Raw genomic sequence first — 20,017 nt, 5'->3', positions numbered from 1 at the left:
ATGAAAAGACTGACAACACTGACGGCAACACTGGCGCTCACCCTGGGGGCTACTTCAGCGTTGGCACAAGACAAGGTCATGGTGGGCGAACCCAGCTGGCCCGGTGCCAAAATCATGAGCCGCGTCATCGGGCAGGTCATCGAAACGCGTTTGGGTGGAGAAGTCGGTTACGCGCCGGGCGCCAACGCGGTGATTTTTGCCGCCATGGACGGCGGGCGAGGTGACATCGATGTACACCCCGATGTCTGGTTACCGAACCAGTCGTCGTTCACTGACGAATATGTCGATCAGAAAGGCACCGTGGCGCTGTCTTCCGGCAACTACGAGGGCCGCGCAGGGATCTGTGTTCCGAACTACATGGTCGAAGATCACAACATCAAATCGATCTACGACCTGGCCACGCCAATGGCGCAGGAGTTGTTCGACTCGGACGGCGACGGCATGGGCGAAGTATGGGTCGGCGCGTCGGGTTGGGCCTCGACCAACACCTTCAAGGTTCGCGTGCGCGACTATGGTATCGAAACTTTCCTGACGCCCACCACCGAGGATGAGACCGTATTCTATTCGCGTCTCAAGGATCAGATTGACCAGAAGAAGGGCGCTGCTTTCTACTGCTACGCACCGCATTACGTGCACGCGCTGTACGACGTGACGATCCTTGAAGAACCTGAGCACGATGCGGCCACATACAAAATGGTTCAGCCAGATCAGGACGCGGATTGGTACAACAAATCGCATGTCAGCACGGGCGAGCCCGTGAAAACCGTGACTGTTGCCCATTCGAAGTCGCTGGAAGAGCGCAATCCGGCTGCGGCGTCTTTCCTGAGCAACATCAACATGGATGCTGATCAACTCAGCGGCCTGACCTACGAGGTCGTGGTCAAGGGGCGCGACACGGATGAGGTCGTCGCCGAATGGATAGCCGCGAATGGTGACACGGTCGACGGCTGGCTTGGCCTGAAAACCAACTGATACGAAATGGCCCTCGGCCCGTTCGCCGAGGGCACAATCTGCAAGCTAGACCAAAGTGGGGCCAGTATGACGGCAGATATTGCAATCGATGCACGTGGCGTTTGGAAGGTGTTTGGAGCACGAGCGCAGGACGCGCTGAAAGCCATTCACAGTGAAGGACTGAGCAAGGCCGAAGTGCTGGAACAGTTCAACTGCGTTGTCGGAGTTGCTGACGCCAGCTTCGAGATCGAACGCGGTGAGTTGTTTTGCGTCATGGGCCTGTCAGGGTCGGGCAAATCGACCCTGGTGCGCCACGTAAACCGCCTGCTGGAACCCACGGACGGCCATATCTACCTGGACGGCGATGATGTGATGGGCCTGAACGACGATGGGCTTCGCGACCTGCGCAACCGCCGCGTTGCCATGGTGTTCCAGAATTTTGGCCTGATGCCCCACCGGACGGTGCGCGATAACGTAGCGATGCCTCTGGAAATTCGCGGCACCGGCAAGGCGCGTCGCTGGGAAGAGGCGGACCGCGTTCTGGAACTGGTGGAGCTCAACGGTTGGGAAGACAAATACGCGCATGAGCTGTCCGGCGGTATGCAGCAGCGTGTCGGACTTGCCCGCGCCATCGCTGCGGACCCGGAAATCCTGCTTATGGACGAGCCGTTTTCGGCCCTCGACCCACTGATCCGCAAGCAGTTGCAGGACCAGTTCATGGAACTGAGCCACAAGCTCAACAAAACCACGATGTTCATCACCCATGATCTCGATGAGGCGATCCGCATTGGCCACCGCATTGCGATCATGAAGGACGGGCGCATTGTTCAGATCGGCACGCCGGAAGAGATCATCCTGAACCCGGCCGATGATTATGTCGCCGATTTCGTCGCCGGGATCTCCAAGCTCAACATGATCTTCGCCCATTCGGTGATGAAGCCCGTCGACGAATTCGAGGCACGGCATGGCGAGGTTCCTGACGACGCCAAAGAGGCGCATCCGGATATGGATTTATCCGACCTGATGAACCTTTGCGTTGAAGGACACGGTGTGGTGGCCGTCACGCAAGATGGCGAAACCGTAGGTGTGATCAACCGTGCGGGGCTCATTCGCGCCATCCAAGACAGTCAGGCTTAAGGGGAAGACGATGAAACACGTTGACGCACAGCAGGTCAAACCCGAAACCGCCGACCGTTTGGAAGGTTTGATCGGCGATTTTGTCGGACAGAGCCAAGCCTACTATCAGAAGACCTTTGCCTACATGATGCAGGCGCCGGGCTATCGGTTCACCCTGAACAAAGCTGCGGCCATTCTCGGCCCGATCTGGTTCGGGGCGCGTGGCCTCTGGTCGTGGTTCCTGGGCTTTCTGGTGCTTGAAACGCTCGCCTACATTCAAATCGGCTTGGGCTTGTTCGGCGATCTCGGGCGGGAGTTCCGCGAACGCGCTGATCAGATCGAGCAAACATTAGCGCTGCGTAGGCAGCAGATCGAGGCGGCGGAGCAATCCGGTGCTGCTTCCTTAGACTCCCTCAAACGCGCAGCAGAGTCGCTGGAGGGTGCCTTGGCCGGCGCGCAGGAAGCTGCCCAGAGCGCAGACTCCACTGGTATCACTTATCTCGCGGTTGGGATTGTCCTGCTGTTGGCGGTCAAGTTTCTTGCGGCATCGTTGGCCAACTGGACGCTGGAAGGTCAGTTCGCGCGTTGGCGGTCGGATACCAGCGTGGCGCATGGATGGTCGGTGACCCGGATGGTCGTTGCGTCCGCACTGACTCTGGTAGTTGTCGTATTGTCAGCCATCAAATTCGCCCAACCAGATGCGCTGGCTGTTCTGAAAACCTTCCCGACAAACCGCGATTGGCGGCTGAATGTCGGCGACGGCGTGCAAGCCGTGTTTGAATGGACCAAGACTGCAGGCCGCGGCTTTTTTGACGGGCTGACCTATGGAATGCGTACGCTGCTGGACTGGATTGAGGTGGTTCTGGTCGATACGCCGTGGCCGGTGGTGGCGCTGGTGATCATCATGCTGGCCTACCTTTCCGCCGGACCGCGCGTCGCGATCTTCACCGGTGCCGCGCTGGCCTATCTCGGGCTGCTGGATTTCTGGGAAAAGGCGATGACAACCATAGCGCTGCTCGGAGCGGCTGCGTTGATCTCGATTACACTGGGCATACCACTCGGCATCTATTGTGCACGCCGTCCACGTGCTTTTGCGATCGTGCGACCAATTCTGGACTTCATGCAATCGATGCCTTCATTTGTCTACCTTATCCCGGTTGTTGCCTTCATTGGGTCTGGCAAACCGGCTGGTGTTGTGGCGACCATGATTTTTGGCAGCCCACCGGTGATCCGCTTTACCGTCCTCGGTTTGCAACAAGTACCCGAAACAGTGCGCGAGGCTGCACTCGCCTTTGGTGCCACGCCACGTTACCTGCTGTGGCGGGTTGATCTGCCCTTGGCGCACAAAACGATCATGGCTGGTGTTAACCAGACCATCCTTATGTCGCTGGCAATGGTTGTTGTGGCGTCTCTGATCGGCGCGAAAGGTTTGGGCGAAGATGTGTTGGAAGCGCTGCAATACGCTGCGGCTGGCCAAGGCATACTGGCAGGTCTGGCAATCCTGTTCTGCGCACTCATCCTTGACCGTATTGTGGCGGGAAAGAAATGAACTCTGACCTGTGGACTAAACACTTGCAAAAGTTGACTGGTTTCGACGTTCAATGAAGGGATATTCGAGCCGTGCCAATAGCGTTTCTCACGTCTTTTAAGCGGTGGCGGCCCGAGTTCATTCGCTGACCTCTCTTCTTCCATCGAAGGATGATGGAACGGCACAAATGCCAATACAGGTCTCAGGAACGAAGTATGCCTATGGTGAGCGGAGAAGTATTCAGGGCAACCCTTGGCTAGCCGCTTTTCTCCGTTGTCGAGAAAATGGGGCGCCTAAAGTCGAAGCAGTTTTTGCAGTAAAAGTTGTCCACTTAGACTATTCCCCTCTTAGATCAGATTTCTGGCCGTCCTCGGTTTGCTATAAATAAGGAAGACATAGGTACTTGTTAAACCTGAAAATCAACCCAACGATCTTTGTGCTCCGCCACGGCGAGACCGAGTGGAATTCACAAAAGCGGCGGCAAGGCCGTCGGAACTCGCCTTTGACCAAGCGAGGGGTGGCTCAGGCAGCGGCGTACGCAAAAAGGCTGCGTCACCGCATTTCCGGCCGTCCAGCACGATCCTGATCTTCTCTTCTGCGGAATACTGTTTGCGGGTCGCACGGCGAATGTCCTTTACGACCTACTCACCGTGGCTCTGCTTGGTTCCGGGTTTCTTTTTCATCTCCACTCCTTGGCGGTTACGATGAGCCAGAAACCCTCTCTTATCAAATCGACCTAAACTGTCCCATTGGTGCTGACGTCAGACAGCAGAGAAGAAAATCATATCGTCTCATTCCGGTTTAACCCGCTCTAAGCCAGAAGCGTTATGAATGGCATTGCCTTTGTTCATGGTAACAATTCGCGGATCGATTTGTTCTTTCTTGGATTGTTTTTTAGGTCGAGGAGCAAATCTTCCAAATCTGGCTGCTTGAGTGCTTTCGCAGCACCCTTGGGCGAGAACCAATGCCTTCTTCTTTGGTGCCTTTCCCTCCAACGGCGCTTTACCTTATCGACGTAGAGTGGATAGACGGTGGCTTTCACATTGACACAGGTACCGTCATTAAAAAACTTGGCGTATTCGAACTCACCGATGGGTTTGCGAGAAATTGTGCCTTCCACCCCGGCCTCCTCCAGCGCTTCGATTTCTGCTGCACGCCAGTCTTTCTTGCCATCCATCGGCCAACCTTTCGGCATTATCCAACGCCCCGTGTCACGCGACGTGATTAGGAGGACCTTAAGGCGGTCACCGAACAATTGCAGGGGCAGTGCTGCAACTTGTTTGCTCCGCTGGACCACTATTCTTTTCGCCTAGCTGGCCAGATTAAAGTGGTAATGTGATTTATCCTTCTCGATTGTGACTGGAAGAAATAAAAAAGCGTCAGGTTCTTGCAACTCAGAACTCACTGGTTTCTGACACGCCACCTCATGCCCAAATCCGATAAATGCCTTTGAATCCGACCGGGGTAGTCAGATACGATTGCATCCACGCGCAGGTCGATCATCTTGCCTATTTCTTCGTGCTCATTGACCGTCCAAACGGCAACACATAGGCCCAGATCTTTTGCGCGCGCCACATTTTCAGCCGTTACATCCGCGTAGTACGGGCACCAAAGCGATCCGCCAGCCTCCTTGACCAACTTCGGAATTTCATCACGCCGACCACAAAAATCAGGGCAAACCGCTTTCGAGGAATCCTCGCCAACGTCATCCGCGTTATCCGGAAGCTGCGTCAGGTAAGAAGACGGCATGTCAGGAGCTTGTCGCTGACATTCCTCCAGAAGGTTCCAATCAAAACTGTGTAATACCGCGCGCGACGAAAGACCTTTGGCGCGGACTTCCTGTAGAACTCGCCCGACAAAGTTCTCCCTATGAAGCGGATCATGCGCCACGTCAGGATCCGACTTCAGTTCGAGCATCAGATAGGCATCGCCGTTTTTTGGTTCACTTACCAAATCTAGCAAGTCCATCAGCCTTGGGACTCGAACGCCATCCAATTGGGCTTGGTCTGGAAAGCGTTGGCCATAGGCAGATTGCCCATCTAACCGTCCAATATCGAATTGCTGAATCTGCTCGAAAGTCAATGAGGACACCTTCGGTTCCTCGCCGGTCAGAAACTGGCCATCTACGCCGCGAAAGCTCGGGGCGTGCAGACGATGATTATGAGTTATGACCGGCACGTCATCCGCCGTCAGGACAACATCAAATTCAAGAAGCGGGACACCGATAGACAGCGAGAAGTCAAAACCAATCATGCTGTTTTCGGGCAATACGCCTCGCGCCCCTCGATGGCCCACGACCCGGATCAGGTTTTCTCCACCACGGAAGGCTTCGACTTGAGGAAACGCCATTAGCCGCCCAGCCTTTCACCGGTTGATTGGTCAAACAGATGCATGTGCTCTGGGGCGACCGAGAACCGCATGTTCGGATGCCGGCCTTCGATCGGGTGGACGCCCGGTAGGCTTATCGTGATCGCTCCGCCGATACCCGCAAGTTGACCGTGCAACAGAGTGTTTGCCCCAAGCGGCTCTGCCATCTGAATCGTCGCTTCTAGCGGACCATTATCAGCCAACAGCAGATGCTCTGGGCGTATCCCCAGCTTTAACGCGGTATCAGGACCTGCAGATCGGCCGACCGCAATTTCACCGATCTTGATCGTTTCGTTTTCACGCTGGGCGTCAAACACATTCATCGCGGGGCTGCCAATGAACTGTGCCGCGAACAAAGTTCTGGGCGTTTCGTAAACTTCCAACGGCGTTCCAATCTGCTCGGCAATGCCACCATTCATCACGATCATCCTGTCGGCCATCGTCATGGCCTCGACCTGATCGTGGGTCACATAGAGCGCCGTGATCCCCAGCTTTTCCTGGAGTTCGCGAATTTCCAGACGCATCTGAACCCGCAGCTTGGCATCGAGGTTCGAAAGTGGCTCATCAAACAGAAAAACCGCTGGCTCGCGGACAATAGCCCGACCCATCGCCACCCTCTGACGCTGGCCGCCTGATAGTTGTCTGGGTTTGCGATCCAGCAAGGGTTCCAGCTGCAATAGCTTGGCGGCCTCGGTCACTTTCTGGTCAATCTGGGCCTTCGGCAATCCGGCGATTTTCAGGCCATATCCCATGTTCTGGCGTACGGACATATGTGGGTAGAGCGCATAGTTCTGGAACACCATCGCGATATCGCGATCCATCGGCTCTTTGTCGTTGGCCCGTTCCTCTCCGATCCGGATTTCGCCTGCAGTCACCGTTTCCAGACCCGCAACCATCCGCAGTAGCGTGGATTTCCCGCAGCCTGAGGGGCCAACGATTACGATGAACTCACCATCCGCGATGTCGATATCGATGCCATGGATGACGTCCGTCGGGCCAAAGCTCTTTTTGACGTTCTCAAGGGTTACTGTTGCCATTTCTTACTTCTCGCTATCGACAAGGCCGCGGACAAAGAGCTTTTGCATCGACACCACCACGATGACGGGCGGGATCATCGCCAGAATGGACGTCGCCATGATGACCGGCCACTCGGCCACGTCGTCGCCTGACGGAAACATTTGTTTGATACCCATCACGATGGTGTTCATTTCGGGATCGGTGGTGATCAAAAGCGGCCAAAGGTATTGGTTCCATCCATAGATGAACAGGATCACGAACAACGCCGCGATGTTGGTCCGGCTCATGGGCACCACGATATCAATGAAGAACCGCATCGGGCGGGCGCCATCGACGCGTGCCGCTTCGGCCAGTTCATCCGGGATTGTCAGAAAAAACTGCCGGAACAGGAACGTTGCCGTGGCCGAGGCGATCAAAGGGAAGATCAAACCATAATAGCTGTTGAGCATACCGAACCCGGCGACAACTTCGAACGTTGGAACGATACGGACCTCGACCGGAAGCATAAGGGTCAGGAAGATCAGCCAAAAAAACGTCGTCCGGCCGGGAAAGCGGAAATAGACAATCGCAAAGGCCGAGAGCAGCGAGATAACGATCTTGCCCACCGCAATCCCAATGGCCATCACGAGGCTGTTGAACAGCATCGTGGCAACTGGGACATTCACGCCGGAAAACAGCGCGGCTTTGTAGTTTTCCCAGAACTGGTCACCCGGCACCAACGGCATAGGCGGTGACACGATTTCCGGCTGTGTCACGGTCGAGGCGACAAATGCCAGCCAAATCGGAAAGAAGATGATCAGAACGCCAAGGATCATCAGCGCATGGGTCAGCCAGATCCCCATCCCGCGATTTTCGACCATTCCGTGTTGCTGGGCGGCCATCAGTAATGCACCCTCTTTTCCACGTATTTGAACTGGATGACGGTCAGCAGGCCAACGACGATCAACAGGATGACTGACTGCGCCGAGGACGAACCTAGGTCCTGCCCAACGAACCCATCTGAGAAGACTTTGTAGACCAGAATGGTCGTCGCCTGCTGCGGCCCGCCTCCGGTAATGGTGTGGATTACGCCGAAGGTTTCAAAGAAGGCGTAGACCACGTTTACCACCAGCAGGAAGAACGCTGTCGGAGATAACAGCGGCAGGACGATTGTGAAGAACCGACGCCAGAAGCGCGCACCGTCGATCGCGGCAGCTTCGATTACCGACCTTGGGACCGATTGTAGGGCCGCAAAGAAGAACAAGAAGTTGTAGCTGATGCGCCCCCAGGCCGAGGCGACGACCACCAACCCCATGGCCTCGGTGCCGTTCAGAACGTGGTTCCAGTCATAGCCAAGCTGGCCGAGATACCACGACACGACACCAACGCGCGTGTTGAACATGAACAGCCACAGGACACCGGCCACGGCGGGGGCTACGGCGTAGGGCCAGATCAGCAACGTCCGATAGACGCCCGAACCTTTAATCAAGCGATCAGCGATAACCGCCAGAAACAAGGCCGGGATCATCGAGCATAGCGTGACGAGTGTCGAAAACACCGCCGTCGTAACGAAAGAAGCGCGATAGAACTTGTCGCTCAGCAGGAATTCAAAATTGCCGAGTCCCACAAACTGGGACGACAGCCCAAAGGGATCAGGTATGAAAAGAGACTGCCAGACGGCCTGACCGGCGGGATAGAAGAAGAAAACAGCGGAAATGATGACCTGAGGTGCGATCAGCGCCAATGGCAAGAGCCAGCCGCGGAATGTAACGCGTTTTTCCATCCTGTTAGTCCACCAGAAAAGAGAATGCGGGCCCAGAAAAGGCCCGCATCGGATTAAGATTTATTGATTGGCGGACTCGAACCGGCGCAGCAGCGCGTCACCGCGCTCTTTCGCGCTGTCCATCGCTTCCTGAGCGGTTTTCTCGCCGGACCAGACGGCCTCAAGCTCTTCGTCGATGATGCCTCGGATCTGGTCGAACGAGCCCAGACGCAGACCTTTCGAATTTGCAGTGGGCTCTTTCGCAGTCATCTGGATCACCGCGATGTCGGTACCCGGGTTTGCGTCATAGAAACCTGCGGCACGAGTAGCTTCACCTGCTTCGGCCGTGATTGGAAGATAACCGGTGTTCTGGTGCCAGGCCGCCTGAACGTCCGAGGAAGAAAGGAAGCTTAGGAACTCACCAACGCCTTTGTATTCCTCGGGATCATGGCCTTCCATTACCCAAAGAGATGCACCGCCGATAATCGTGTTCTGCGGCTCGCTGGTGACAGCCTCCCAATAGGGCAGCGGGCGCACGTCGAAGGCGAACTCAGCTTCGGAGCTGATACCTGCGTAACCGGCCGAGCTTTCCGTAAACAACGCGCATTCGCCAGCCCGGAAGTTTGCACCACCTTCGTTTCTGCGCCCGGTGTAGATGAACTTGCCATCCTTGGCCCAGTCACCCATTGCCGTCAGGTGTGCGACCTGCGCCGGACCGTTCAGCATCAGCTCGGTATCCAAACCGGCAAAACCGTTGTCCTGCGATGCGAACGGAACGTCGTGATAGGCCGACAGGTTCTCGAGGTGAATCCAGCTCTGCCATGCGGTCACCAGCGGGCAGTCTTCGCCGCCAGCCTTCAGTTGCTCAAGCACGTCGCCAACCTTTTCCCAGGTCGACAGATCCGTGTCCGGATCAACGCCCGCCGCTTCGAAGGCATCGCGGTTGACCCACAGAACAGGCGTGGACGAGTTGAAAGGCAGCGACAGCATCTCACCGTCCGTAGTCGTATAGTAACCTTTGACAGCCCCTATATATGCATCCGGATCAAAGGATGCTCCGCTTTCAGCCATCACTTCGTAGACCGGTTTGATCGCACCTTCAGCCGACATCATCGTTGCCGTGCCCACTTCGAACACCATCAGGATGTGGGGCTGCTCACCGGCACGGAAAGCCGCAATACCTGCGTTCAGAGTTTCCGAGTAGTTACCCTTGTGGCTTTCGACCACGACGAACTCATCCTGGCTTGCGTTGAACTCTTCAACCTGCGCTTTAACAAGCTCACCCAGTCGGCCGGTGAAGGCGTGCCAGAATTGAACTTCAGTTTGCGCCAACGCCGCCACGGGGGACAACGCAGTAGTTACGGCGAGAGCGCCGAGAAATTGCTTATTCATGATTCCTCCCATGCATCAGGTTCGATGCTTCGTTGAATACCGACCGCAATGCGTAATCGGCATACATGACGGTTTCACGACGTTAACGTTACAGATTTATAATTCAAGCATTTAGTTTTGGAAAAAAATATAACACAACATTATATTAATTCCAGACAGCAACATAACTGGTCCCAAAATGAGTCAAACTTTAAGGATCCGACAATTGGAAGCCCTTATGGCAGTTTCCACAAATGGGTCGGTTACAGCGGCAGCAGCGGATCTTGGGGTAAGCCAGCCTGCGGTCAGCCGACTGTTATCCGATCTTGAAAAATCGCTTGGGTTTCAACTTTTTGATCGCCGCGAAGGTCGGTTGGTGCCAACACAGGAGGTGCGTTACCTACAACCCAGCGTAGAACGGGTTCTTGAGCTGATGAAGCAGATCTCGGATGTCAGTCAGGACATAACCCAACGCAAAGCAGGGCACATCCGCGTCGCATGTTTACCCGGGTTCGCCACCAGTCACCTTCCCAACGTCGTCGCCAGGTTTTTGGAAGATAGGCCAGGTGTAACCATGACGATCGAGCCTGACAGACCGGAACGCATTCTCGAATGGATGATCGGTGAGCAATATGATTTTGGAATCACCGACAGCTTTAATGGTCATCCAGCTGTCGAAAGCAGAAACATCGATGTCCGCACAGTTTGCGTGTTTCCAACTGGACATGAATTGGAAAACTTCTCTGAGGTGACACCCGCGGATCTTGCAAAGGCCAAGATAATTCACACACGACGCGACAGCGACTTTTTTGGGCGACTCTCAAAGGCGTTTCAGAACGCCAATGTGAAACTGAATTCCCACATTGAAGTCAGGCAATTCACAGCAGCTTGTGAATTAGCGGTAAAAGGTGTCGGCGTTTCTGTGGTAAGCGAGTTGGACGCCGTCCAATACGCCGCGAGCGGATTGAGCTATCGACCGTTCAAACCATTCTTGTCACATACACTCTCCCTTGTACGCCCGATTTTGAAGCAACCGTCACTGGTGACACTTGAATTCATCGAACAGTTTCAAGAAAGCTTGAAACCTTTCCAGGCCGAGTGACCCCGTCGATGACCACATGAAATCGTCGAGGATATACGCATCTGGGGTGGTGTCGACTTCGGCTTCGGCCATACCGCTCCGATGGACATGCCGCCGCCGGTCACTGCATCCAACCAAGTCGCATTTTTGAAACCGTCCGCGGATTTCTTTGGTCACACAAACCTGTTCACGTAATTCTCCAGAATTTCCTGGCGTCCAGATCGTGGTTCTGGGTTTATGCCATCATGCAAAACCCTGGCAGAAATTTCTTCCAAACTACTACCCAACATGGACTTCGCTTGTGGAGACTTCCAACCGGAGTACCGTTCCGACATCGCGTCTTCCAAACCGCCATCGTCAATCATGGCGGCAGCAGCTTTCAGACCACGTGCACAGATGTCCATCCCTCCGACATGCGCCGCCACCAGATCTGTGGCATCAATTGACTGCCGGCGAATTTTGGCGTCAAAATTCGTGCCCCCGGTGGTAAAGCCACCAGCCTTCAGGATGTAATAGTAAGCTAGGGCAACTTCCGGTGTATTGTTGGGGAATTGGTCCGTATCCCACCCGGATTGGTAGTCATTGCGGTTCATATCAATCGACCCCAGCATCCCTTCGGCGGCGGCAACCGCAATTTCATGCTCGAAACTGTGCCCGGCAAGGATCGCATGCCCCTGTTCGAGGTTCAGTTTCACCTCGTTCTCCAGCCCATACTTCCTGAGAAACCCGATACAAGTGGCGGCGTCATAGTCGTATTGGTGCTTGGACGGCTCCTGAGGTTTGGGTTCCACAAGAATGGTGCCCTTGAACCCAATCTTGTGTTTGTACTCCACGACCATGTTCAAGAACCGGCCCATGTGGTCTAGTTCGGTTGTCAGATCCGTGTTCAGCAGGGTTTCGTACCCTTCACGCCCACCCCACAGAACATAGTTTTCGCCACCGAGTTTGTGGGTCGCATCCATGCAGGATTTTACCGTCGCTGCGGCAAATGCAAAAACGTCGGGATCAGGGTTGGTACTGGCGCCAGACATCCAGCGGCGATGGCTGAACATATTGGCGGTGCCCCAAAGCAGCTTGGTACCAGGCACCTGCATCTTTTCCCCGATGTAATCTGTGATTTCCTCCAGAGTTCTCAGGTTATCGGCAAAATTGCCCTGCTCCGGCCGGATGTCAGCGTCGTGCCAGCAGAAGAATGGCTGGCCCAGAAGCTCAAACAGTTCGAAGGCAATGTCCGCCTTTAGGCGAGCCCGGCCCATGTCGTCCTGTGGATGCCAAGGGCGTTCGAACGTCGGCCCGCCGAAGGGGTCTCCGCCTTCCCACGCGAATGAGTGCCACCAAGCGACCGCAAATCGCAGATGGTCTTCCATACGTTTACCCAGGACAATCTCGTCCGGGTTGTAATGCCGGAAGGCCAGCGGGTTCGTGCTTTCCACACCTTCAAACCGGATCTGTTCGATCCCTTCAAAAAATCCACTTGGCATTTCTGCCCCCTACTCTGCTTTTTGTGCTGGCTGCTTGCCAAGAATGATCATCGACAAAAGATCGTCATCAGTGACGTCTGCGATATTGACCGTCCCAACCAGCTTCCCGTTCTTCATGACCGAGGCGCGGTCACACAGTTCCATTACGGCATGCACGTCGTGATCGATCAGGAAGATCCCGATGCCCTGCGCCTTAAGCTGGTGGATCAAATCCGCCACCATCTGCGTTTCATGCGGACCCAGCGCCGCTGTCGGCTCGTCCATAATCAGAATACGGGCGTTGAAGTAGACGGCCCGAGCAATCGCCACAGACTGTCTTTGCCCACCCGACAAGGCGGAGACCGGATCATTGAACTTCTGAAAGTTCGGGTTGAGCTGGGCCATGATCTTTCGGCACTCAGCCTCCATGGCCGCGTCGTTGACCAAACCAAAAGGCGTCGTCATCTCGCGCCCCAGGAACAGGTTCGATGTCGCGTCCAGATTGTCGGCCAAGGCGAGCGTCTGGTAGATGGTTTCGATATTGTTCGCCCGGGCGTCGCGGGGATTGCCGATCTCGACCGGCTTGCCATCGATAAGTATCTCGCCGTGATCCATCTGATAGGCCCCCGACAGCACCTTGATCAGAGTGGACTTCCCGGCCCCATTGTGGCCAAGCAGGCCAACGACTTCACCCGGATAGAGATCGACCGAGACATGGTCGACGGCCTTGATCCCGCCAAAGGAAATCGAGATGTCGCGCATCTCGACCAATGGCGGCGCGCCCGATCCGCGACCGGAGTTGGTGGGGGTTTTCTGAGTATCCTGAGCTTGCATCACTTGGCCCCCAATCGCTTGCGGTAGACGATGTCGATGTAGACAGCCAGCACAAGAACGCTGCCGACAACGATGTTCTGAAACGGCGCGTCCACGCCAACCATTGCCATACCCGATTGAAGCGCCTGCATGATCAATGCGCCAAGGATCGCGCCGTAAATGGTGCCGATGCCACCCGACAGCGCAGTTCCTCCGATAACTGCAGCGGCAATAACCCTCAGTTCATCCAGCGTGCCAATATCGTTCGAATGGTTCGCCAGACGCGCCGAGGCGACCACGGCGGACACGGCGCACAGGAACCCCATCAGTGCAAATATCTTCACGGTAAGCAGCCGTGTATTGATACCCGAAAGCTCTGCCGCATCCGGGTTACCGCCGGTGGCAAAGATGTATCGGCCGAACCGGGTTTTCCGCGCAACTATCGTCAGGGTAACCGCCACGATGATCAAAATGAGAACGGAAATCGGTATGCCGTATCCGACGACCAGCCCCTCGGGCATCGTCTCACCGCGCGCTTCGAACAAGCGTTGTAGCCGGCGCGTTGGAATGGCGTAGCTGTTTACGATGTAAACGTATCCAAGGATGGCGATTGCAATTATTCCGGCCAGAGTGGCCTCGGCCCAAACAGGTTTTACCGGAAAACCGTGTGACGCTTTTGCGCGGCGGCCACTCCACAAAGCCCAGATGGCGATCGCAGACGCGAACAGCCCAAAAAGCCAGCTTGTCGTTGTTCCCAAAGTTCCGTTGGTCCCGCCAAACATCAGGAACGTACTATCCAGAGGCCCAATCGTCTGGCCGCTGGTCAAATACCACGCCACGTTTCGCCAAACCAGAAACCCGCCAAGCGTGACGATGAAAGCCGGTATCGTCAGATAACCAACCATCCAGCCATGAAACGCACCAATCAGCGTGCCGACAAACAGCCCGAAGACAATGGTGATCGCCCAGGTTGCAGGATTGTTCAAACCCATCCCAAGGACTTGCGGCAAAAGCTCGGTTTGCGTCATTGCCATCACGGCCGAGGTTGTTGCAAGCAGCGCTCCAACCGACAGGTCGATGTGTCGCGTGACAATGATGAACACCATCCCGCACGCCATGATGGCGACCGAAACCGTCTGGATGGACAGGTTGAACAGGTTCCGAGGCGTCAGGAAACGCCCGTCAGTAAAGATGTTGAACCCGATGCAAAGGATGACAAACGCGCCGATCATTCCCAAAAGCCGCATATCCAGTTCCAGTTGCTGGAACAGGTTGGGTTTCGCTTTTTCAGGTACCGGCTGAGACGAAGTTTCGGTCATTTCCGATCTTTCATATTCAGCAATGGTCCCCGGCCCAGACAGGGCCAGGGACTTTGAAGTTTAGTTGCAGGGAGCAGGTCCGTTTTCAACGCCCTGGCACAGATCTTCCAATGGGATCCACCCAGCGTCCACGACAACGGACAGGTTGTCCTTGGTGATCGGAACGGGCGCGAGGAAGACCGAGTTCATCTCGGTGCCACCGGGCGATGTCCAGCTAACTGCGCCTTCGACATCAGCGGGGCTTGTCCCACCGCTCAGCGCGACGGCGATTTCGCCAGCGGCCTTTCCGAGTTCACGAGCGTCCTTCCAAACCGAAACGGTCTGCGTGCCCAGCGCGACGCGGTTCAACGCTGCGTGATCGCCGTCCTGGCCGGACACGGGAATGCCTTCCATGCCCTGCGCGGTCAGAGCTGCAACAACACCACCTGCAGTACCGTCATTCGATGCAACGACCGCATCGACGTTATTTTCATTTGCAGTCAGGATTTGCTCCATGTTCCGCTGCGCGTTCGCGGGCAGCCAACCATCCGTATAGGCTTCGCCAACGATTACGATGTCACCGCTGTCGACGGCTGCCCCGATAATCTCTTGCTGTCCACCGCGGAGGAAGTCCGCGTTCGGGTCAGTCGGAGAGCCCTTGATCATCACATAATTGCCCTTGGGCATGGCCTCAAAAACAGCGCGCGCCTGCATTCTACCGACTTCCACGTTGTCAAAGGTCAGATAAAATGCGCGATCGTCCTCAATCAGGCGATCATAAGCAATGACCGGAATACCTTCGTCTGCCGCAGCCTGAACAGCCGGCCCGATGGCCTGCGCGTCCTGCGCCAGGATGATAAGCGCGTCCACGCCTTGGGCGATCAGACTTTCAATGTCCGATAGCTGCTTTGCTGAGGACGATTGCGCGTCTGCCGAAATGTACTCGGCACCGCCTGCTTCAAGCGCCGATTTGATTGCCGCCTCATCCGTTTTCCAACGCTCTTCCTGAAAGTTCGACCAGCTTACGCCGACCACTGGCTCTGCGAATGCGGTCGAAGCCAACAAAGTGGCCGCAGCCGAAATGCTGAGAATTCTTTTCATGATTTCCTCCCATTTGCCGAGCCATCGCATTTCGATTCGCGGCTCTCACAAATTTGAATACCATATTTATTTCAGTCGGTAAAATATTTACTCTACAAGAGGCACTCAAATTCAAATAGATTGGGCCAACAGCAAGATTCGCGAGGACAAGATGCTGAAAAGCAAAGCCTCTCCGGTTTCTTTGGAACAAAGAAATACGACCCGCCTGCGGGTACTGGAGCACATCAGAGCAAAGGGATCCGTCTCGCGGATCGATATTGCTTCCGCCTTGCAAACCAGCCCTGCGACCGTCACCGCAGCCACGGCTGATCTCATCTCAGCCGGGCTGGTGAAGGAGACTGAAAGCCAGGCACAGTCCAAGTCGGGGAAAAGAGGCAGACCCAGAGTATTGCTGCAATTGGACGGCCAGATGCACCTTGTGGCCGGTCTAAAAGTGGCTCGGCAAGTGATCTCAGTTATCTTGGTCGACTTTGAAGGTAACGAAGTCGCATCCCATAAATATGCTCTGGATCACGCCAGAATGTCGCCGCAAGAATTTGTATCGGCGATCCGCGAAGCACTTGAAGAAACCTGCAATCAGATCGACCAATCCGTCGCTCATTTGGCAGGTGTATCCATCGGGGTGGCTGGACTGGTCGATGCAAACAGGAATTTTGTCCACTGGTCTTCTTCGATTACTGAGAGAAATATTGATTTCAGCCACTTGCTTTCAAATGAGCTGCCCTGCCCTGCATTCGTTGACAACGACGCCAATCTTGTCGCCAAGGCCGAACAGCTTTTTGGCTTGGGCAAGGGTTTAAAGAACTTCCTCGTCGTTACGATCGAACACGGTGTTGGCCTCGGTATCGTTCTGGATGGCAAACTTTACCGTGGAGAGCGAGGCTGCGGCGCTGAATTCGGGCACACCAAAGTTCAACTTGACGGGGCCCTTTGCCAATGCGGCCAACGCGGGTGTCTGGAAGCCTACGTAGGCGATTATGCCCTGATCCGTGAGATGACAGTCACAGGTCATACCAACGGCATGGACTCTGTTTCCGACATACATGACCGCGCCAACTCGGGTGATGACCGAGCATCGTCGGTGCTTGCCCGCGCAGGTCAGATGTTTGGCCTCGGGATTTCCAACCTGATCAATTTGTATGACCCAGAGTGCATTATCGTCTCGGGGGCACAAATGAGCTTTGAGCATTTGTGTTCCAGCGAAGTAATGACCCGCATTCGAAACGGCGTTGTGAATGTCGACGCACCTTTGCCCCAGATTAAAGTTCATCACTGGGGTGACATGATGTGGGCCAAGGGGGCTGCAGCCTATGGAATTGAACAAATCTCGATTCTTAAGGTCAAGGAGCTGACGGCAAATGCGTCCTGAGCTTGCGATACTTGTGGCATATGCCAATGTCGCGAATGCGGACACTGTTATTCCCCAGTTTACAAATGTGGATGTGCCAAAACATGTCTATGATGGCGGTTGGGAGCATTTTGTCGGCGGCGGAGTGGCAGTTTTCGATTGCAATGGGGACACCTTTCCAGAGCTGTTTTTGGCTGGCGGATCCAACCGATCTCAACTGTTCATAAACACCTCGAGAGATCAGATATCTTTTCGGATAGAAACGCCTGAGGATCTTTCGCTGACCGGTGTGACCGGCGCGTACCCACTTGACGTTGATAGTGATGGCATAATGGATCTGGCGATTTTGCGTGTTGGCCCAGACCTGCTTCTTCAGGGCCATCCCGGCTGCCAATTCAGCCCTTTCGATCAACTCGGTTTTCGATCAGGGGATCACTGGACCACAGGTTTCTCAGCAACATGGGAAAACGGGCAAACTTTACCAACGTTGGCGTTTGGCACCTATGTTGATCGCTTTGATCCCGAAGGCCCTTTTGAATCCTGCGGACCAACCCTTTTGTACCGCCCGGAAGATGGCTCGTACCATGAGCCGCTGCGCCTTGAACCCGGCTATTGCTCGCTTTCGATTTTGTTTTCGGACTGGGCTAGAACTGGCCGAGCTGATCTACGTGTCAGCAACGACCGGCACTACTATGTGCGCGGCGGCCACGAGCAGTTATGGGCTATGGAGCCTGAGCCGCGACAATACTCGGAAGACGAAGGCTGGCTGCCTTTTTCGATCTGGGGAATGGGGATCGCCTCTCGGGACCTTACAGGGGACGGATTTCCCGAAGTTTATCTGACCTCGATGGGTGATCAGAAACTCCAGATTTTTGATCCAGTACCGAACGGCCCAACATGGCGTGATGCAACTTACGAAAAGGGAACGACCGCTCATAGACCACATATCGGCGAAGACGGAAGGCCATCCACCGGGTGGCACGCACAATTTGGCGACGTCAATAACGACGGCAGGGACGACATATTCGTGGCCAAAGGCAATGTAGAGCAAATGCCCGATGCCGCTCTGAACGATCCCAACAACCTGCTATTGCAGAACTTCGATGGTCAGTTCTTTGAAGCTGCGGCAGATGCTGGCGTTGCGTCGATGGCGAAATCTCGCGGTGCGGCGCTCGCAGACCTAAACAACGACGGTCGGCTGGATCTTGTGGTCGTCAACCGAGGTTCAGATCTCGAAGTCAGCCAGAACACTTCGCTGAGTGGCAATTGGCTGCTGCTGGATATCAATCAAGGTCAAGCTAACCGTGCAGCCGTCGGTGGATTTGTTGAAATCAAAACCTCGCATGGTGTTCAGACACGAGAACTGACAATTGGCGGTGGACATGCCGGTGGGATCGCTGGCTTTCATCATTTTGGTCTTGGTAGCGATAACCAGGTTCAGGTTCGCGTGATCTGGCCGGATGGATCGGCCAGCGAGTGGCAGAAACACCTCTCTAAACAAATTGTTCGAATCCAACGCTGACTATTGATCCACCGGCAGTCCGCTAGGGACTTGATCCGGCACACCTAGCCGCTCTGCCGGGTCTTCAAGGCTTGCCAAAAAGCTGAGAAGAGTTTCGATTTCCTGATCCGTCAGGTTTACTTTCGACAAGCTGTTGCTTTGGGCAATTGCGTTTAAGTGCTGGCCGTCTGACATTGCCTTATGATCTTCGGAGCCCGGGAAGGCTGGCAATGCAGCCATCTCAATCGAGTAATTTCGCAAAGACATTACCGGGTCCAGATGATGCCGCACGATGTCCTCAAGTTCGACATAAGCTCCGTTGTGTCCGTACGGGGCTGTCAGCGTCACGTTGCGCAAAGATGGCGTGCGGAAAGCAAACGCACCTTCGTCGTAACCGGTCACGCGAAGACGCCCGTCGTCCCTGACATGGTTTTCAAACCGCGCCGCCTTTCCCGGACCGATTTGCGGCAGTGCGATCGAATGAAACTTGTGATCAGTTTGGAACCAGCCCGAGTGGCAGTTGCTGCAACCGGCCTTTCCATAGAACAAGCCCATACCTATCTCGGCCTCTTGCGACAACTTGGCCTCACCTCGCATTGCGCGATCGAACGGGCTGTTGTCCGCACGCCACTCGGAAGCGATAAAGTCCGCGATTACGTTAGCAATTGCCGTGAACGTAATCTCATCATCCGGCGCTATATCCTCAAACCTCTGCTCGTACTCCGGAATGGCCGCAACACGTTCTGCAATCAGATCCCACGCACCGCCTTGCTGCGTTAAAAATCCAAGACGGACCGCCTTGCTCACGTCATTCTCGGAGTAATGACCCGCCATTTCGTCCGCCGACAAAACCGGGAACATGGCTTGTGCGGCCAGCGCGGACTTGAAGCCGGACCGCATATGGGTACCCAAGGGGGTTCTGATTCCGTCAGGTTGCGTTGAGTCTGTTTCGAGTCGTCCATCATGGAAAAAAGTCGTGAACTCAGTGGCTCCGAGGTTCCAAAGCCCAGGCGAGTTTCGAGGAATACGTTGCTCCGGGGTGTTCTCTGGGTCCAGCGTTCGCTCTGGACCCAGCCCAATCCCCCCTTCCCCTATGCCAAGGGAAAGACCGTCTGACGTACCAAGCTTGGGATGATGGCAGGTGGCGCAACTGATATTTCTGTTGCCAGACAAAACCGGGTCATAGAACAGCAACCGCCCCAGCTCGACACTTGCCAAGTCGGGTTCGATGAACTCCGGCAAAGGGCCAAGCGATTGGGCACGCGCACCACCCACCGCTGAGATTGTTAAGCCGAAAACCAAGAATAGCGAACCTGCTCTCATG

General features: G+C 55.2%; 18 protein-coding genes. 7 read left to right on the top strand and 11 right to left on the bottom strand.

The genetic code is table 11. From position 1 onward, the window contains the following. The 4 genes from ACR0J0_RS21970 to ACR0J0_RS21955 all read left to right on the top strand — a co-directional run bounded on the left by ACR0J0_RS21970 (position 1) and on the right by ACR0J0_RS21955 (position 4,181). Positions 1-972 carry an ABC transporter substrate-binding protein gene (locus tag ACR0J0_RS21970; RefSeq protein WP_480666119.1) on the top strand — a complete coding sequence of 324 codons (972 nt, stop codon included), beginning with the start codon at positions 1-3 and terminating at the stop codon, positions 970-972. A 66-nt stretch (positions 973-1,038) separates the two neighbouring features. After that, on the top strand, positions 1,039-2,088 hold the full coding sequence (locus ACR0J0_RS21965) for a quaternary amine ABC transporter ATP-binding protein (RefSeq protein ID WP_480666118.1): 1,050 nt from the start codon (positions 1,039-1,041) through the stop codon (positions 2,086-2,088). Between the two features lie 10 nt (positions 2,089-2,098). Further along, the gene (locus ACR0J0_RS21960; RefSeq protein WP_480666117.1) at positions 2,099-3,616 is read left to right on the top strand and encodes an ABC transporter permease; all 1,518 of its coding nucleotides are present in this window, start codon (positions 2,099-2,101) and stop codon (positions 3,614-3,616) included. Between the two features lie 415 nt (positions 3,617-4,031). Then, complete coding sequence (locus tag ACR0J0_RS21955; RefSeq protein WP_480666129.1) at positions 4,032-4,181, top strand: histidine phosphatase family protein; 150 nt, start codon at positions 4,032-4,034, stop codon at positions 4,179-4,181. A gap of 261 nt (positions 4,182-4,442) precedes the next feature. On the opposite strand, the gene ACR0J0_RS21950 is transcribed toward ACR0J0_RS21955, so the two are convergent. From ACR0J0_RS21950 to ugpB, 6 genes are all read right to left on the bottom strand, one after another. Next, positions 4,443-4,892, bottom strand: coding sequence for an NUDIX domain-containing protein (locus ACR0J0_RS21950; protein WP_480666116.1), 450 nt, complete (start codon positions 4,890-4,892; stop codon positions 4,443-4,445). A 104-nt stretch (positions 4,893-4,996) separates the two neighbouring features. Continuing rightward, positions 4,997-5,944, bottom strand: a complete 948-nt coding sequence (locus tag ACR0J0_RS21945; protein ID WP_480666115.1) for a glycerophosphodiester phosphodiesterase family protein — start codon at positions 5,942-5,944, stop codon at positions 4,997-4,999. Then, a complete protein-coding gene (gene ugpC / locus ACR0J0_RS21940; RefSeq protein ID WP_480666114.1) occupies positions 5,944-6,999 on the bottom strand; it encodes a sn-glycerol-3-phosphate ABC transporter ATP-binding protein UgpC in 1,056 nt (351 codons plus the stop codon). Before ugpC ends, ACR0J0_RS21945 begins: the two co-directional genes overlap by 1 nt. 3 nt (positions 7,000-7,002) lie before the next feature. Next, on the bottom strand, positions 7,003-7,839 hold the full coding sequence (ugpE, locus tag ACR0J0_RS21935; protein WP_480666128.1) for a sn-glycerol-3-phosphate ABC transporter permease UgpE: 837 nt from the start codon (positions 7,837-7,839) through the stop codon (positions 7,003-7,005). 20 nt (positions 7,840-7,859) lie between these two features. After that, the gene (ugpA, locus tag ACR0J0_RS21930; RefSeq protein ID WP_155150415.1) at positions 7,860-8,741 is read right to left on the bottom strand and encodes a sn-glycerol-3-phosphate ABC transporter permease UgpA; all 882 of its coding nucleotides are present in this window, start codon (positions 8,739-8,741) and stop codon (positions 7,860-7,862) included. A gap of 60 nt (positions 8,742-8,801) precedes the next feature. Continuing rightward, entirely contained in the window at positions 8,802-10,112 is a 1,311-nt protein-coding gene (ugpB, locus tag ACR0J0_RS21925; protein ID WP_480666113.1) for a sn-glycerol-3-phosphate ABC transporter substrate-binding protein UgpB, read from the bottom strand. Between the two features lie 178 nt (positions 10,113-10,290). On the opposite strand from ugpB, the gene ACR0J0_RS21920 reads away from it, so the two are divergent. Next, entirely contained in the window at positions 10,291-11,193 is a 903-nt protein-coding gene (locus ACR0J0_RS21920) for a LysR substrate-binding domain-containing protein (protein WP_480666112.1), read from the top strand. A 152-nt stretch (positions 11,194-11,345) separates the two neighbouring features. On the opposite strand, the gene xylA is transcribed toward ACR0J0_RS21920, so the two are convergent. From xylA to xylF, 4 genes are read right to left on the bottom strand one after another with little or no spacing between them, the layout of a single operon-like run. Further along, positions 11,346-12,653 carry a xylose isomerase gene (gene xylA / locus ACR0J0_RS21915; protein WP_480666111.1) on the bottom strand — a complete coding sequence of 436 codons (1,308 nt, stop codon included), beginning with the start codon at positions 12,651-12,653 and terminating at the stop codon, positions 11,346-11,348. Positions 12,654-12,662: 9 nt separating this feature from the next. Then, positions 12,663-13,466, bottom strand: coding sequence for an ATP-binding cassette domain-containing protein (locus ACR0J0_RS21910; protein WP_480666110.1), 804 nt, complete (start codon positions 13,464-13,466; stop codon positions 12,663-12,665). Beyond that, entirely contained in the window at positions 13,466-14,764 is a 1,299-nt protein-coding gene (locus ACR0J0_RS21905) for a sugar ABC transporter permease (RefSeq protein ID WP_480666109.1), read from the bottom strand. Before ACR0J0_RS21905 ends, ACR0J0_RS21910 begins: the two co-directional genes overlap by 1 nt. Before the next feature lie 60 nt (positions 14,765-14,824). Beyond that, complete coding sequence (xylF, locus tag ACR0J0_RS21900; RefSeq protein WP_480666108.1) at positions 14,825-15,844, bottom strand: D-xylose ABC transporter substrate-binding protein; 1,020 nt, start codon at positions 15,842-15,844, stop codon at positions 14,825-14,827. A 151-nt stretch (positions 15,845-15,995) separates the two neighbouring features. Here xylF and ACR0J0_RS21895 point away from each other — a divergent pair, with 151 nt between their 5' ends. Both ACR0J0_RS21895 and ACR0J0_RS21890 read left to right on the top strand, forming a co-directional pair. Then, positions 15,996-17,213 carry an ROK family protein gene (locus tag ACR0J0_RS21895; protein WP_480666107.1) on the top strand — a complete coding sequence of 406 codons (1,218 nt, stop codon included), beginning with the start codon at positions 15,996-15,998 and terminating at the stop codon, positions 17,211-17,213. Further along, the gene (locus ACR0J0_RS21890) at positions 17,203-18,714 is read left to right on the top strand and encodes a CRTAC1 family protein (RefSeq protein ID WP_480666106.1); all 1,512 of its coding nucleotides are present in this window, start codon (positions 17,203-17,205) and stop codon (positions 18,712-18,714) included. The genes ACR0J0_RS21895 and ACR0J0_RS21890 overlap by 11 nt, the downstream gene beginning before the upstream one ends. On the opposite strand, the gene ACR0J0_RS21885 is transcribed toward ACR0J0_RS21890, so the two are convergent. After that, on the bottom strand, positions 18,715-20,016 hold the full coding sequence (locus ACR0J0_RS21885) for a cytochrome-c peroxidase (RefSeq protein WP_480666105.1): 1,302 nt from the start codon (positions 20,014-20,016) through the stop codon (positions 18,715-18,717). Position 20,017 lies beyond the last annotated feature (1 nt).

It is taken from the genome of Ruegeria sp. BF12 (assembly GCF_056538705.1).
The sequence above is the reverse complement of the archived record's forward strand: the minus strand, read 5'-3'. Positions and strand labels throughout refer to the sequence as shown.